The 13,399-nt window shown below is 69.6% G+C and carries 11 protein-coding genes; 9 read left to right on the top strand and 2 right to left on the bottom strand.

What is annotated here, in order from left to right; genetic code table 11:
- Nucleotides 1-7 precede the first annotated feature (7 nt).
- The 8 genes from FBY41_RS09760 to FBY41_RS09795 all read left to right on the top strand — a co-directional run bounded on the left by FBY41_RS09760 (nt 8) and on the right by FBY41_RS09795 (nt 7,186).
- Complete coding sequence (locus FBY41_RS09760) at nt 8-643, top strand: hypothetical protein (protein WP_141843935.1); 636 nt, start codon at nt 8-10, stop codon at nt 641-643.
- 11 nt (nt 644-654) lie between these two features.
- On the top strand, nt 655-1,050 hold the full coding sequence (locus FBY41_RS09765) for a hypothetical protein (RefSeq protein ID WP_141843937.1): 396 nt from the start codon (nt 655-657) through the stop codon (nt 1,048-1,050).
- Nucleotides 1,051-1,105: 55 nt separating this feature from the next.
- Nucleotides 1,106-1,900 (top strand): hypothetical protein, encoded by a 795-nt coding sequence (locus tag FBY41_RS09770; RefSeq protein WP_185748999.1) that lies wholly within the window; start codon nt 1,106-1,108, stop codon nt 1,898-1,900.
- Nucleotides 1,901-1,925: 25 nt separating this feature from the next.
- Nucleotides 1,926-2,342: a hypothetical protein gene (locus FBY41_RS09775; RefSeq protein WP_141843941.1), complete on the top strand. Its 417-nt coding sequence runs from the start codon at nt 1,926-1,928 to the stop codon at nt 2,340-2,342.
- 10 nt (nt 2,343-2,352) lie between these two features.
- A complete protein-coding gene (locus tag FBY41_RS09780) occupies nt 2,353-4,083 on the top strand; it encodes a baseplate J/gp47 family protein (RefSeq protein ID WP_141843943.1) in 1,731 nt (576 codons plus the stop codon).
- A gap of 9 nt (nt 4,084-4,092) precedes the next feature.
- Nucleotides 4,093-5,580 carry a hypothetical protein gene (locus FBY41_RS23395; RefSeq protein WP_185749000.1) on the top strand — a complete coding sequence of 496 codons (1,488 nt, stop codon included), beginning with the start codon at nt 4,093-4,095 and terminating at the stop codon, nt 5,578-5,580.
- Nucleotides 5,581-5,650: 70 nt separating this feature from the next.
- Nucleotides 5,651-6,133: a hypothetical protein gene (locus FBY41_RS09790; protein WP_185749001.1), complete on the top strand. Its 483-nt coding sequence runs from the start codon at nt 5,651-5,653 to the stop codon at nt 6,131-6,133.
- 9 nt (nt 6,134-6,142) lie between these two features.
- Entirely contained in the window at nt 6,143-7,186 is a 1,044-nt protein-coding gene (locus FBY41_RS09795; RefSeq protein ID WP_141843947.1) for a tail fiber domain-containing protein, read from the top strand.
- A 33-nt stretch (nt 7,187-7,219) separates the two neighbouring features.
- On the opposite strand, the gene FBY41_RS09800 is transcribed toward FBY41_RS09795, so the two are convergent.
- Both FBY41_RS09800 and FBY41_RS09805 read right to left on the bottom strand, forming a co-directional pair.
- Nucleotides 7,220-10,393, bottom strand: coding sequence for a lantibiotic dehydratase (locus FBY41_RS09800; protein ID WP_185749002.1), 3,174 nt, complete (start codon nt 10,391-10,393; stop codon nt 7,220-7,222).
- On the bottom strand, nt 10,390-11,685 hold the full coding sequence (locus tag FBY41_RS09805) for a lanthionine synthetase C family protein (RefSeq protein WP_185749003.1): 1,296 nt from the start codon (nt 11,683-11,685) through the stop codon (nt 10,390-10,392). Before FBY41_RS09805 ends, FBY41_RS09800 begins: the two co-directional genes overlap by 4 nt.
- Before the next feature lie 679 nt (nt 11,686-12,364).
- On the opposite strand from FBY41_RS09805, the gene FBY41_RS09810 reads away from it, so the two are divergent.
- The gene (locus tag FBY41_RS09810; protein ID WP_141843953.1) at nt 12,365-13,162 is read left to right on the top strand and encodes a hypothetical protein; all 798 of its coding nucleotides are present in this window, start codon (nt 12,365-12,367) and stop codon (nt 13,160-13,162) included.
- The last annotated feature ends 237 nt before the right edge of the window (nt 13,163-13,399 follow it).

Raw genomic sequence — 13,399 nt, forward strand, 5'->3', positions numbered from 1 at the left:
TGGCTCGATGAGCTCAATGGTGGAAGCCATCCGGGCGGTGGTGCGCCGTGAGCTGGCGGGCCTCCGCGGGCCGGCCCTCGGGGTGATCACCGGTCTTCACCCGCATTCCTCGGACAGCGACGACTTCAACGACGAGGTCGACGTCACGCTGCAGCACGAGAAGGCCCAGCTGGTCAACGTGCCCGTCGCCGTCGATGCTCCAGGAACCTCGGCGCCGCTCAAGACCGGGGACGTGGTGCTCGTGCAGTTCCTCGGCGGTGACCTGCAGCAGCCGCTTGTCACCGCGTGCTTCCACACCGCGGACGACCGGCCGCCGCTGCACAAGGAGCACGACCGGATCGTGGAGCAGCGGGTCGACGGCAAGCCCCGCAACCGGATGAAGCTGGCGGCCGACGGCCAGCTGACCTTCCAGCGTTTCGACGCGAACGGCGACCAAGCCGTGACGCTGCTGCTCGACGGCGACGGCAAGCTCACGATCACCGCGAAGGACAAGGAGGTGACCATCACCTGCTCGACGCTCACCGTGGAGGGCAACCTCACGGTGAAGAAGGGCAACGTCGAGGTCACCGAGGGCACGATGAAGGCCACCAACAGCGCCAACAAGTCCACCACCATCGACGGCAACAAGATCATTGGGGCATGAGGGGAGGGGCGATGGCAGACCTCGAGCTGAACGGCACGCTGGACCTGGTGGGTGCGGTCGAGCTGACCGCGGATGGCGGCAAGGTACTCGTCAACACTGTGGAGGCGCTCGTCGAGGATGCGAGCGGCACAGCCCCTGCGCCAGTCCCACTTCCCCAGCCGTCATCCCCAGCCGATCAGAGCACCAACGTCAAGTGCGTGAAAAGCCTCGGCGCCGGCGTCACCGCGGGTGGCAAGACCGTGGTCACCACGGGTCTCGTCCTGCAGGGCATCTGGCCGGGAATGATCATCCGCAGCACCCAGAACCAGCGGGTCACGGCGAACATGCTGCCGATCAATGTCAAACAGGACACGGCCGTCATCTTTCCGAGCGGCAGTTCGGTACCCATCGACACGACGGGCCAGTGATGGACGGATCGGGAGGTGACCGATGGCTGTGGTGCCGTTGAGGATCCAGTCGCCGATGCACGGCACCGTCCTGGTCGGTCCAGAGGCGGACGCGGTCATCTTCCGTGCGGTGCTGGAGGGTGGAGCGCCGTCCGAAAGCCTGTTCGTCCGTTGGTACTCCTCGCTTCCGGCCACGCCCGGCGAGCCACCGAAGCCGTCCGACCCCCCGACGGCGCAGGATGTCGACAAGTTCGCGCTTCAGACGCAGCTCGACTGGGTCGAACCGACGTCGCTGGAGTTCGTGCATCCGCTCCTGGTGGGTTCCCAGTCGATCACCGTCGCGGTCAAGGACCAGATGGGGGACGACGAGACGGCGCTGAAAGCCGTTCAGGCCGCGGGCACGGCGGGCGGGGGCCCGATGAGCCCGGCGCCGTGTGTCGTCCACGTCCTCCTGGCGAGCTCCAGGGTGCCTGTCCCACCGGCGACCCAGGGTGCGGTCGTGCTTGCGAAGCGGAGTGAGGGCCTGTGGGCGGAGGCGCCGCCGACCTGGAAGGACGACGACGTCAACCGGTTCCGCTACAGCTGGACGTTCGAGAAGTCCGGCACCGCGATCGTGCTCGACCCGAACCCGACCGCGCTCGAGTTCCAAGATCGCAAGGACGCCCAACCACCACGGGTCGGCTTCACCGAGATCCCGGCGACACCTGCCGTCCCCGCAGTTCCGCCTTCAGTGCCTGCAGTGCCCGACGGCGTCTACACCCTGACGTTGCGGGTGGTGTACGCGCCGGACCTCGCGGCTGCGGAGCTGGACCCGAGCGTGAGGGTCCGAAAGCACGAGCACGTGCTGCACAACGTCGAGGTGAAGACATGACCTTGGCGTCCAGAAGGAGGCGGCGATGACCGACGCGCGACGCTTCGGGGTGGACATCGAGCTGGCCCCAACGGCCGGCGGGGTGCGCGATGCCCGGGCCAGCCAAGGCGGTGACCTGGGCGTGGTGCGCGACGCGGACGCCGCGGTGCAGGGCCTGACGATGAGGCTGCTGGTGCGGCGCGGCGAGCTGGCCCCGCTCGGCTGGCCGGACTACGGCTCGCGCCTGCACGAGCTGATCGGCGAGCCCGACGTGCCGCGTACCCGGTTGCGGCTGGCGCAGTACGCCCGGGAGGCGGTGGCCGCCGACTGGCGGGTCGACGACGTCACCGAGGTGACCGTCACGACCGACCGGCTGGAGGCCCGAATCGCCTTACAGGTACAGCTCGTCGGCGAGCCGGCACCGCTGAGGCTGGCCATCGCAGTCCCGCTCGAGCCGTCGTGAGGGAGCCGTCATGATCGATCCAGGGAACCCGTTCCTGCAGGACCGCGACTTCGCGACGCTCGTCGAACAGCTGCAGGAGAGTGTGCTGAACGGGGTCACGCACGAGGCGACGACCCGCTTCGTGTTCGACCCCGAGATCCGGGTCTACGACCTGCCGCAGGGGGACACCGCGGTCGTGCGGGTCAGCGGGCTCCTTCGTGGCGGTCCCTTCGACTTCGTCGCGGGCGATGACTACGACGCGGGGCTGTCCAGGGTGGTGTGGCGGATCGACGCCAAGAACCGCCCAGACCCTCAGACCCAGCTCGTGGTGACCTTCGCGTACAAGGACATCCCCTCTGGCCTGCGGGACGTCGGTCCCGGCAGCGTCGTCGGCACCTTGCTCCGAGCGTTCGGCCGCGAGCTCGCGCTGCTCCACCAACAGGTCAACGAGGCCTACCGGCGAGCGTTCCTGGACACCGCGTCGGGGGTCGCGCTGGACGGCGTGGTGGCGCTGCTCGGCGTGACACGAAACCCGGAGCAGCGGGCCACCGGAGCGGTGACCTTCACGCGCAGCCAGACCACGCGACAGCTCATCGTGCCTGCCGGGGTGATCGTGGAGGACGCCGCTCAGCGGAGCTACCAGACCACGGCGGACGCCGTCTTCGCCGAGGGCGAGGACGAAGCGGACGCTGCCGTGCGTGCCGTCGAGGCCGGCCCGGGTGGCAACAACGCCCAGAACGCCCTGACGGTCATGCCGACTCCGCCGACCGGGGTCGTCGGCGTCACCAACGACGAGCCCATCACCGGCGGGCTGGCAGAGGAGCCGGACGACGCGCTACGCGAGCGGGCGCGACACTCCCTCGATCGAGTCGGAAGCGCGACGTCCACCGCGCTCGAGGCTGCGGTCCGCGACGTCGACGGGGTCGAGGACGTGGCGGTGATCGACCGTTCGGTCGATCCGACGGTGCCGCTCGGCGAGGTGCGAGTCCGGTTCTCCGCCAACGGGGTCGACAGCCGCCTGGCTGAGATCCATACCGCGGTCTCGCGGGTCGTCGAGGCGACGAGGGCGGCGGGGATCAAGGCGATCGCGGAGACAGTGGAGCAGGTCACCATCGCCGGCAAGGTCATCGTCGTCGGAACTCAGGACGGTGCAGCGGCGGGTGCTGCGGGATACCGAGACGCACTCGTGAAGGCGATCAACGGCGCCCGGATCGGCGAACCGCTCTCGACCCGCAAGCTCGTCGCGATGGCGTTTGCCCAGCCTGGGCTCACCGATGTCCTGGAGGCTCAGCTGGAGTTCACGCGCGGTCGGCCGCCGAACACCGAGTCCGACGACGTGGGCGACCTGTTACCCGTCGGCCACGCCGAGCACACGGTCGCCGGGGAGATCACCGTGGTCCCGGTCGACGGGCTCCGCGGCGACAAAGCGGTGAAGGTGGGAGACGAGGTGCCGATCGGCGTCCGACTGCTGCACGGCACCTCGCCGCTGAGGTTCTCGTCGGTGAAGGTCCAGGTACGCGTCGAGGTCCGGGCCGGGCTGCTCAGCACGCCGAACCAGCCGCCCGAGGTTGTCGCGGATGTGGTCAAGGAGGTCTTTTTCGACCAGTCGGAGCTCGCCGTCCTGACACTGACGGCAGGGTCGGGTGCGGACCAGGACCTGCATGGCTTCGACCCGACCAAGCACGCGACCGCGGCCCACGCGACCCTGACCGTGGTCGGCTCCTCCGTGCCGGCTGGCACCGCCGACCTCACGCTGGGCTGAGGCGCCGTCATGCCCGACAAGACTTCCCGACTCGAGGCGCTCCTGCCGGACGTGTATGCCGCCCGGTACGGCCAGGGTGCCCTGCATCGTCTGGTGGACTCCGTGGGCTCCGAGCTGGCCCTGGCCGACGCGGCGATCAAACAGCTGCTCGTCTCGCACTGGCTCGACCATGCCAAAGGTGGCGCCCTCGACGGTTTGGCCGCCACGTTCGGGGAGCGTCGTCGTCGGGTGGGGGGTGCCCCCGAGAGCGACGAGGCGCTGCGTCAGCGGCTGCGGAGTCTCGTCGCACGGTTCAAGGGCGGTGGAACCGTGGCGGCGGTCAAGGGCGCGGTGCGGTCTGCGCTGGGGCTGCCGTACGACCTGACCGAGCTGCCCGTCCCGCCCACGCACCCGCTCGTCGCCGCCGTGGACGCGCTGGTGGACCTCACCGAGTTCGCACCGGTGCCGACCGTGCAGCGTCAGTCGGCGTCGACGATCCACGTCGAAGGCGACCGCAACCGGCTCGACCTGCCCGTCGACCTGCCCAGCGTCCAGCCCGGCCTGCCCGTCGTGGAGCTCGCAGTCACCAGCGGAGTCGCGCGAAACATCTCCGTCGAGGTCGACGGCACGGACGAGGGCATCCAGGCCGCCGAGGACCTCGCCGTGAAGCCGGGGGAGCGGCTCGTGCTCAGCACCGTCCTCGAGGTCTTCGACGCCCAGCTGATCGGTCCCACCGGCCAACGCACCGTGAGCCACCTGTTCACCGCGCTCAGCGGGGGGCCGCCCCAGATTCCGTTGATCCCGGTCGGGGCGAGCACGTGGATCTTCCGGGCCGGCAGCGGGTTCACGGCGCGGAAGGAGACCCCGCCCGCGGTCAGGCCTGGACCTGTCGCAGGCCCTGGCCCTGCTCCTGGTCTACCGGGTCTACCGGGTCTACCGGGTCTACCGGGTCTACCGGGTCTACCGGGTCTACCCGGGCCGCTGCCAGGAGGTCCGCGGCGGGGTCGCTGGAGCGCGTTCGACGTCGACACCTTCGACCTGCCCACCTTCGACGTCCAGATCAGCTGGACACGATCGACGCCGCTCACCTTCGACGTGACGGTGCCGTACTTCCTCGCGGAGGCCGTCAAGCGGCTCCGTAAGGACCTCGGCTTCGAGGGCCCGGTCTTCACGCACGAAGGCCTGCCACGGGAGCAGATCCAAGCCGTCGTCGATGCCACGCGAGCAGCCGGGGTCCAGGGGCGGGTCCGCTTCTCCGTCACGCTGCCCCCCGTCGAGCCGCCGGAGGACGAGCCGTCGCCGCCCGCCGAGTCGCTGCGGGACTGGCAGGACGTACGCGAGCGGGTCACGCTGCAGGGCGTGCTGACCACCGACGAGAGCGAGGACGCGGTCGAGTCGCTGTCGGTCGGCAGCGTCAACGCGATCGCCCACGACCACGATCAGGCCGAGACGGTCACGCTCGGCGGCATCTTCAACGTCGCGACCTTCGACCAGCGCCCATGGGGGTTCCTGGAGTGAACAACACAGCAGTCCCGGCTCCGGCGCGCAGCGCCGTCGTCGTGCCGGGCCCGAGCGAGAGGCGGACACGATGAAGGACCGGATGGACATGGCTGGGCAGCTGACCCTCGTGCTGCGCGACCGCAGCGGCGCGGTCGTGCTGGAGCGAGGTCAGCCGAACCGGATCGTCGCAGGCGGTCGGCGTCTCGTCGCCGAGATGTTCGCCGGGCACACTACCGGCGCACCCCGAACGCCCGTCAGCACCATCGCGGTGGGCACGGGCAGCACCGCCCCGACGGACGCCGACACGATGCTCGGTGCCCAGCGCGGCGATCGGATCGCGATCACCAAGGTCGACTACGGCACGTTCACCGACCCCGGCTCGAAGGTCGACCGCGTCCGCGTCCAGCTCAGCGCACTGCTCGACTTCACCGTGGCCAACGATCCCGCCACACCGTTGCGCGAGGCCGGGCTCTTCAACGACGCCAACGTCCTCTACAGCCGCGTCGTGTTCCAACCCGTGACCAAAACTGACACGTTCCAGCTCACCCTGATCTGGGAGATCGTCTTCTAGGAGGACCCGATGCCGTTCAACGAAGGACACCAGAACCCTGGCAATCCCATCCCGTCCTCGGGGTGGAACAACATGGTCGACGAGATCAAACGACTGGGCGCCGCCAAGCTGGACACGGCCGGCGGCACCGTCACCGGGCCGCTTGCCCTGCAGCAGTCATTCTCGGTGACGGGAAACGCGACGCTGGGCGCGGCGGCGGTCGGTGGCACCCTGACCGTGGCCGGAGCGGCGACGCTGGCCAGCGCCAGCGTCAGCGGCGGCGTGAACGTCCAAGGGGCGGCGTCGGTGTCGGGGACCGCGACGCTGGCTTCGGCGCGCGTCGGTGCCGGCGCCGGGGGGCCGCAGGACACCTTGGATGTGGTGGGGATCATGCGGGTGGGCATGCCCGTGAGCTTGCCCACACCCCCGGGGGGAACGATGAATGCGCAACTGAGGTTCACGTCCGGATGGACCACGTTCCCCGACAACGCCAAGGGCCAGTCAGAGATCAGCAACGACGTCGTGGGCTTCAAGCGTCTGATGATCGTCGGGAACAAGTCCAACACGCGGCCGGATAACCCCAGGCTCGTGGGTCTGTGGGACACGGTCACGATCGGCAACGACGGCACCTCGCTCGGCAAGCTGGAGGTGAACGGCCAGTCATGTGCCCGGTCGTTCTGCAATCTGTCGGACGGCCGGCTAAAGTCGGACCTCGCCCCGATCGCGGATTCCCTGCAGCGCGTCTCCCGGTTGAGAGGTGTGAGCTTCCACTGGCGCGACGAGGCCGCTGGCGAGCAGGCGCCAACCGCCGGCCCCGGGACGGCACCGGGCGCGATCGCGCCCGGGCCGCACGCCGCGGCCGAGGCGACCGCCCACCTCGGCGTCGTCGCACAAGAGGTCGCCGAGGTATTCCCCGAGCTCATCTCGACGATCGGCGAGCAAGGGCATCTCGGTGTCGACTACAGCGGGCTCACGGCCGTACTCCTCGAGGCTGTCAAGCAGCTCGCAGCGAGCAATGACGAGCTGCGCCGGCGGGTCGCTGCACTGGAGGCGACGGACACCCCCGCGGCATAAGGGCATCCATCTCGTCGCCCGCTGCGCGATACGTCAGTCGCGCGGTGGCGCCGCCGCGAGCGACGCGAGCGTGCGCCGGAGTAGTCCGAGGACCAGTCTCTCGGTGTCCCGGTCGAGGCCCCACCGGTTGGCGTGCAGGTGCACCAGGCTGTGCGCCAGGTCCGTGACCGGCACGGAGGCGGCACCCGAGGCGTGCATGGCGGTCAGGCGGGCGGCAAGCGGCGCAACAGTGTCCGTCATTGTGCAGAGCACGGCCTCCGCGGCACCCCCCAGGTCCGGGGGCGGCGGGCCTGGGGTGGCGCTGAGCAGGGTCCGCAACGTGAGTTTGCGCTCACGGAAGGCGGCTCCCGACAACTGGGGCGGCGGCGCTGCCGCGGCACACCAGGCCAACCGCTCGGCGGCGTCGAGGCCCAGCGCGGCCAGCAGCCGATCGGTACTGAGCACGGCGAGCTCGAGCCGACGCCCCGCGTCCGCCGCGGTCGGGGGCAGCTGACCCAAGAGGGCGGCAACCGCTGCGCTGTCGGCGCCGAAGATTGCCTCGGCCACAGCCATCGCGGCGGCCCCGCCGTATCGCTCGAGCTCGCGCTCGTAAGTCTCTATCGTGAACCGGCTTCGCGCGCCGGTAGCAACAAGCCCCGCCGCCCACATGGCCAGTCGAGGCAGTGCCCCGGCGAAAAGCCGATTCGGATCCCCGTGCAGTCGCAGCCGCAGGTGCGGCTCGGGGTCGGCGTAGCGGAGGAAGAACCAGCTGTCGGCGTCCCGGGCGTCGATCAGCTCGCCCACGAGGCGTCGGATCGGTCCGGTGAGCACGGCGTCTGCGCCGGTCGACGGCCCGTACAACTTGACAAAGAGCCAGTCGCTGCCGGGCGGCCGCAACCGCCGGGCGCCTTCCGACGTCGGGTCGGGGTAAGTGGGCTCGGCGGTCGCGCCGGCGTCGGTGCTCTCGACTCTGGTGGTCATGTCGCGGACAGCGACTCGGGGTCTCAGGATCATGGGCACCACGAGCTCGCTCATGTACCGTCCTCCCGGGCCGGCGAGCCAGGCACCGTCCGCGCCCGGGAGCGCCTCCTGCAGGAGGACCCACCCGGCCAGCCCGCGGGGGTCGCCGCGGGTCAGCTCCGCCCGCAAGAGGTCGGCGTGCGCCCGTTCGTCGAGGTCGAGCAGCAGCCGGTTGTCGCCGGCAGCGAGGTAGACGTGCTGAGGCACATTCCATGCGTGCCTCCAGCTCTTGAGGGTGTCAGCAAACCCGTCGCCATCGTCATCGGCCGCGAGCAGGCGTCGGAGCCGGTCCCGGGGCCATCGCCATTGGGCGGGTTGCAGCACAATGCGGTCCACCCGCACCCGCGGAAGGAACGGCTGCCAGGCGGCCGCGCCCCAGTCAAATCCATGCAGCATGGCGACGCCATCGAAGCCGAGCTCCGAGAGGATCCTGCAGACTGCGGGCGCGCCGGCCACGTTCAGCATGTGACCGGCGCACACTCTGATCTCGCAGGCACCGTCAACCCACCACAGCCTGAGCCGGCCGTCGCGGACACAGACCGCGATCCGATCCGGCGCTATGACGCGGTCGGCCGGGACACCCGCCGTCACGCCAACCGGGATCTCGAAATCGCGAACGACCGGCCGGACGACCACGTTCGCGCTCCGATGCCGTGCGGGCACGTAGACGAGTTCGGCAGTCAGCGTTGGATCGACGCGTTGCTCGGCCGCGGCCATGAGTGCCAGCGCGTTGCGGGCATCCTGGCCGAGCAGGTCGGCGAATCGGGCCAGCCCGCGCCCGGCCGCGTGTCCACCGAGGTTCGGCCCGACCACGAGCTGGTAGTCGCCCCGATCGATGGCTGTCGGGTCCGCTGCGGACAGGAGGACACTCAGCTCCAGCGACACGGCCAGCCGAGCCGGGTCCGGTGTCCAGGTGCTCAGGGTCTGTAGGTGCTCCTCGGTGAGTGCGATCTCGAGCGCGCCGTCGCGCAGGGCTCCCGCGGACAGCTCGCGGAGCAGTGCCTCTCGGGCGGATGCGAAATAGCTGGAAGGGCTCGGCCGGGCCATGGCGCGGTCCTCCGGTAGGCCGATGCCGAACCTTGGGTCGATCAGCTCCAAGAGCGGAACTCGGCGGTGGGGGCCGTAACGTGTCAGGAAGTCCGCCCGGTAGGCGGCGAGGTGGGCCGGGCCGTGCGGGGCTGGGTGCATGCGGAGAAGGAGGTCGACGGCGCGAGCGGCGTCGACCGCCACGAGGTGGCCGACGTGACGGCCGGCAAGTGGCAGTGCGGCGTCGACCTGGATGACGTCGTCGCCGCGCTGCGCGGGCGCATGCAGCTCGCGCAGCTGTGCACGAGCCGCACCCAGCGTCTGGGGAACGCCGGGGTCACCCGGCGCCATTCGGTCGAGTGCCTCGAGCCGCTCTAGCGCAGAGGCCAAACCCTCGGCCGCCCCCCGCGTGGCAGCCAGTCCGGAGAGTTGGTGAAGCGCGCGGTGGACGGGGTCACCCGTCAGCATTGGGCGCAGGTCGGTCAGGAGCAGATCGTGCCGGCAGAGGTCCTCGACCAACGTTTCGACACGGTCGGGCGTGGCGCCATCCGTGGCCGACAGGAGCGCAGCGCACAGGGCCGAATGGTCGATGGGTTGGCGCGCCAGCGCGAGGGCCCGCACGACGGCGCCGGTCGCGCGCACCGAGACATCCGGCTGTCCCGCGCGGCCGCCGGTACCGCGGTCGGACAAGTGGATCCGGCCGTTGCGCTCGAACGCGCTCGTGTTGGCCACCAGTCGAGCCTGAGCGCGGGTGACGGGATCGGCCTCCAGGGCAAGCACCCAGCTCGTGAGCCAGCCCATGTCGGGCCGTGACCGGAGGCGTCTTGGGATGTCGGCTATCTCAAGGTCAGTATGGACGTCCCAGCCGGCCAGGCCGACGGCGGCGAAGAGTCCAAACGGCGTCGGGCGCGTGGACATCCGGATGGAGTAGCGCAGTGTGGCCGCGGTGACCGACTTCGGCTGCTGGCCAGGTACGGCCACGTCAATGGCTCGGCCAAGCGACTCGCTGCCAATATGGATGGCATTGCGGACGAGTGGGTTCGAGATGGGGCCGCCATCAGCGCCCGCCCGGGCACATGCGTCCGAATAGCAGCTGACCGGCAGGAGTGGGGCGCGGACGACGAGCGCATCGGCGACGGCATACCACCCCGTCGTCGGTTCGCGCACCCCATCTGCCGTCACGAGAGCAGGAACGCCCGATCCCAGTCGGCCGGGCCGCCGCCGGCGGTCAACAGCACGAGTGCGATCCCGCACGCACCGTCGAGCAACCCGGGTTGGTCCACGCGGTTGTCGGCGGGCTCGACATCGCGGTAGCCCAGCAACGCGCCGGGCTCGTGCTCGGCGAGCAGGTCCGCGAGCAGAGTGTCGGCAGCGTCCGCGAACTCGGGCAAGCCGGTGTCGCCGGCGAACCGCGTCGTGATCTGCAGCACGCCGGCAATGCCGTGACAGAACGTTGGGCTGATGATCCCGCGTTCCCGCAGGGGTTGGTCCACGGCGGCGCGCATGGCGCGCAAGGCGAGCTCGCGATAAACATCATGGTCGAGTGCCTCTCCGGCGAGCCAGAGAGAGCGTGCGACACCGGCGCTGCCGTAACACCACGTCGGACGGCTCGGCGATGTCGTGGCCGGACGCCCTTGAGGTCCCCCGGTCGCGGCCACGGCGTTCGGCCAGTCGGGACCTCGGCCGTTGTCGTCTGCGTGCATCGCCAGCCAATGTGCGGCAACACCGATCGCGGTCTGGCTACGGTCTACCTCGACCCCTGCCAGCGAAGCGATGGACAGCAGTGCGAGAGGTCCCGGCAGACCGTGCGCCAGACCGCAGTTATGGTGACCGTCGGGGAATGCCGCCAACATGGACTCGCTGGAATGCTCGGCGGGGGTGTGCCACCGGCGTGGCTCGCTGGTGTCTGCCAGCAAGGTGGCAAGCGCCGTCAGTACCGATAGCAGCGCTTCGCTCGGGGTGGAGTAGTCGCGTCGTAGCAACAGGTAGGCGCCGACACCGCTGACACCTGAGATGACATCGAAGTCGGCTGCACCGCATCCGTCTGCCTCGCCGAGCCGGGCCGCGATCGCCTGGGCGCGTGGGGCGACCTCAGCGTCAATGCTGGCCAGGAGCCGCTCGTATCGGTCGCGCCCGGCGGCGAGGGCCTGCGCGGCAAACCCGACTCCGGCGAGTCCGCTGAACAGAGACACTGTTGGATTCACATTGGCGACGGCGTCGAGCGCCCGTTGGAGCTGGCTGTGACCGACTCGGTCCCAGCCGCGACCGGGCTCGAGCCGATCCAGGGCAGCGCTGAGGAGGGCCAAGCTGGGCAGCCCGGCGGCGAGCGAGTGCGACCGCCATCCGACTGCGGGAAAGGAGGTGTCCAATGAAGCCCGGCGCACCGCGCGTGCCAGAGTCTCGTCGTCTGCCAGCCGCCGGCCCATCCCCGCCGCTACATCGAGAGCCGTCTGTCTCTGGCTCGTGTTGGACACAGCCGTCATTGCAGTTGGCACACCATCATGCCGAGCCCGTTGTGGTTATCGGTCGGACACGCTTCAGTGCAGAAGCAGGTGGCCTGGTGACACTCCGTCTGGCACGTATGGCAGGTGGCCGCGCACGTGTTTCCGCACTGGGTGTTCGGGCACGTGTTGAGCCCCGCGCAGGTCGCGGCGCAGGTGTTGTCCTGGGTGTTGCACGTGGTCCCAGCACCTCGTCCGCCTGTGGGAACGTCGCACGGTGCATCAGTCTGCGCGGCGAACGGCATTCCGAGCCAGTGAGGGCTTAGAAGTCTGGTGAGCTCACCGAGCTGCAGGTCGAGGTCGAACTCGTCCACCTCGGGAGCGTCGAGGATGGCAATGGACCAGCCCACTGTCTGCGAACGCGCCGAACTCTCTTCATCCCTGCTCATCACGCCTCCCGCCGATCCCTTCGGACCGTAACCGTCGGAACCGTCACATACCAGCCTAGCCGGGCATCCCCGTCGTGACCGGGAAATCCACGGTCGGGCTTGACCCCAGGTCGTGGAGACGTCAGATCCGGGAAAGGCCGTCTGCCTTGCTCTCGGCACCCGACGAGCCCCTCGACCTCAGGCGGCGGAATAGAACGATGTATGCCGTTTGTCGGGTCGGGCACCTCGCTCCGCACTACGCTCGACAGGTCGAGGAGGTCCCCATGGCAGACCTGGCGTCCGGTGATCTGGAAGACGTCGTCGTCGCTCTGCTCGTCAACGCGTCCGCGGAGCTGTTCGGCGGCAGCCCCCCGGCCGTAGCGGTGAGCGTGTCCCGCGAGTCGGTCACCTTGCGAAATAGTCCCCCTCATGGCCCCGTGGGTGTTCGACGGGAGAGCCACGCGGAGTCCTTGACGTTCGATCCGGAGCATCTTGAAGGTCCCTACCGGCTCCAGACGCCGCCGGCCCCTGGCGGTCGGGTCGTTCGGGTGCTCATCGATGACGCGATCGCCTTCACGCTGCGCGACGAGGAGGTGTCCTGGACGCCGAACGACCTCACGGAGTTCACTCTCTCCCCTCGACCACACCGCTCTTTCGCCGGGGCCACGAGCGTGCGGGTCGACTTCGGGCTGGACGCCGTGACGGTAATGCTGTTGGGCACGGGCAAGGCGGTCATCAGCCTCACCGGCCCACCCGCGCTGGTCGAGCGGGCCGCCAACCTTGCGTTGGCCGTTCTGACCTTGGAGACCGACCAGCTGCTCGCCCTCGTCACCACAAGCGGCGACGAGGGCGACTACACCACCAGGCGGCGACTGACGGAGCTCGCGGTCGTGGAGATCGAGCTCGCGTCGGTAACCGACAGTGCAACCGTCGCCGTCGCTCGCATGACGCTCGAGCTTGCGACCACGTTCGAGGTGAGGCGCGCCTTGCGCGAAGGTGAGGGGACCCCGATCATCCGTGTCGCGAGCCCCGGTGCACCCGGTGCTTCGGCGGTCGCTGTGGAGGCCCAGGTCGAGGCGTGAGCGGCCTGCGAGCGCCGCACCCTAGCCTTCGCAATCTGCGACCCCATGTCTCACCCGCCGCGCAGCTCAAATCAGTCGGCGGAACGGCCCGCGGGCAGCCTTGGGTTTCCGGACGACGATGTCAAAGCCCATGTCACGGGGTCGGAAGACACATGGCTGGGACGCAGGACTACACCTCGTGGGATGGTGGTGAGGCCAGCATGTTTGAGCGAGATAGGGGCCCGCCATGGCAGAACT

The sequence above is a fragment of the Humibacillus xanthopallidus genome, from assembly GCF_006716675.1.
In the GTDB taxonomy this organism is placed as follows: domain Bacteria; phylum Actinomycetota; class Actinomycetes; order Actinomycetales; family Dermatophilaceae; genus Humibacillus; species Humibacillus xanthopallidus_B.

Coding starts and splice junctions, on each gene's coding strand:
- FBY41_RS09760 (WP_141843935.1), top strand. CDS start 8: ATGAGCTCAATGGTGGAAGCCATCCGGGCGGTGGTGCGCCGTGAGCTG.
- FBY41_RS09765 (WP_141843937.1), top strand. CDS start 655: ATGGCAGACCTCGAGCTGAACGGCACGCTGGACCTGGTGGGTGCGGTC.
- FBY41_RS09770 (WP_185748999.1), top strand. CDS start 1,106: ATGCACGGCACCGTCCTGGTCGGTCCAGAGGCGGACGCGGTCATCTTC.
- FBY41_RS09775 (WP_141843941.1), top strand. CDS start 1,926: ATGACCGACGCGCGACGCTTCGGGGTGGACATCGAGCTGGCCCCAACG.
- FBY41_RS09780 (WP_141843943.1), top strand. CDS start 2,353: ATGATCGATCCAGGGAACCCGTTCCTGCAGGACCGCGACTTCGCGACG.
- FBY41_RS23395 (WP_185749000.1), top strand. CDS start 4,093: ATGCCCGACAAGACTTCCCGACTCGAGGCGCTCCTGCCGGACGTGTAT.
- FBY41_RS09790 (WP_185749001.1), top strand. CDS start 5,651: ATGAAGGACCGGATGGACATGGCTGGGCAGCTGACCCTCGTGCTGCGC.
- FBY41_RS09795 (WP_141843947.1), top strand. CDS start 6,143: ATGCCGTTCAACGAAGGACACCAGAACCCTGGCAATCCCATCCCGTCC.
- FBY41_RS09810 (WP_141843953.1), top strand. CDS start 12,365: ATGGCAGACCTGGCGTCCGGTGATCTGGAAGACGTCGTCGTCGCTCTG.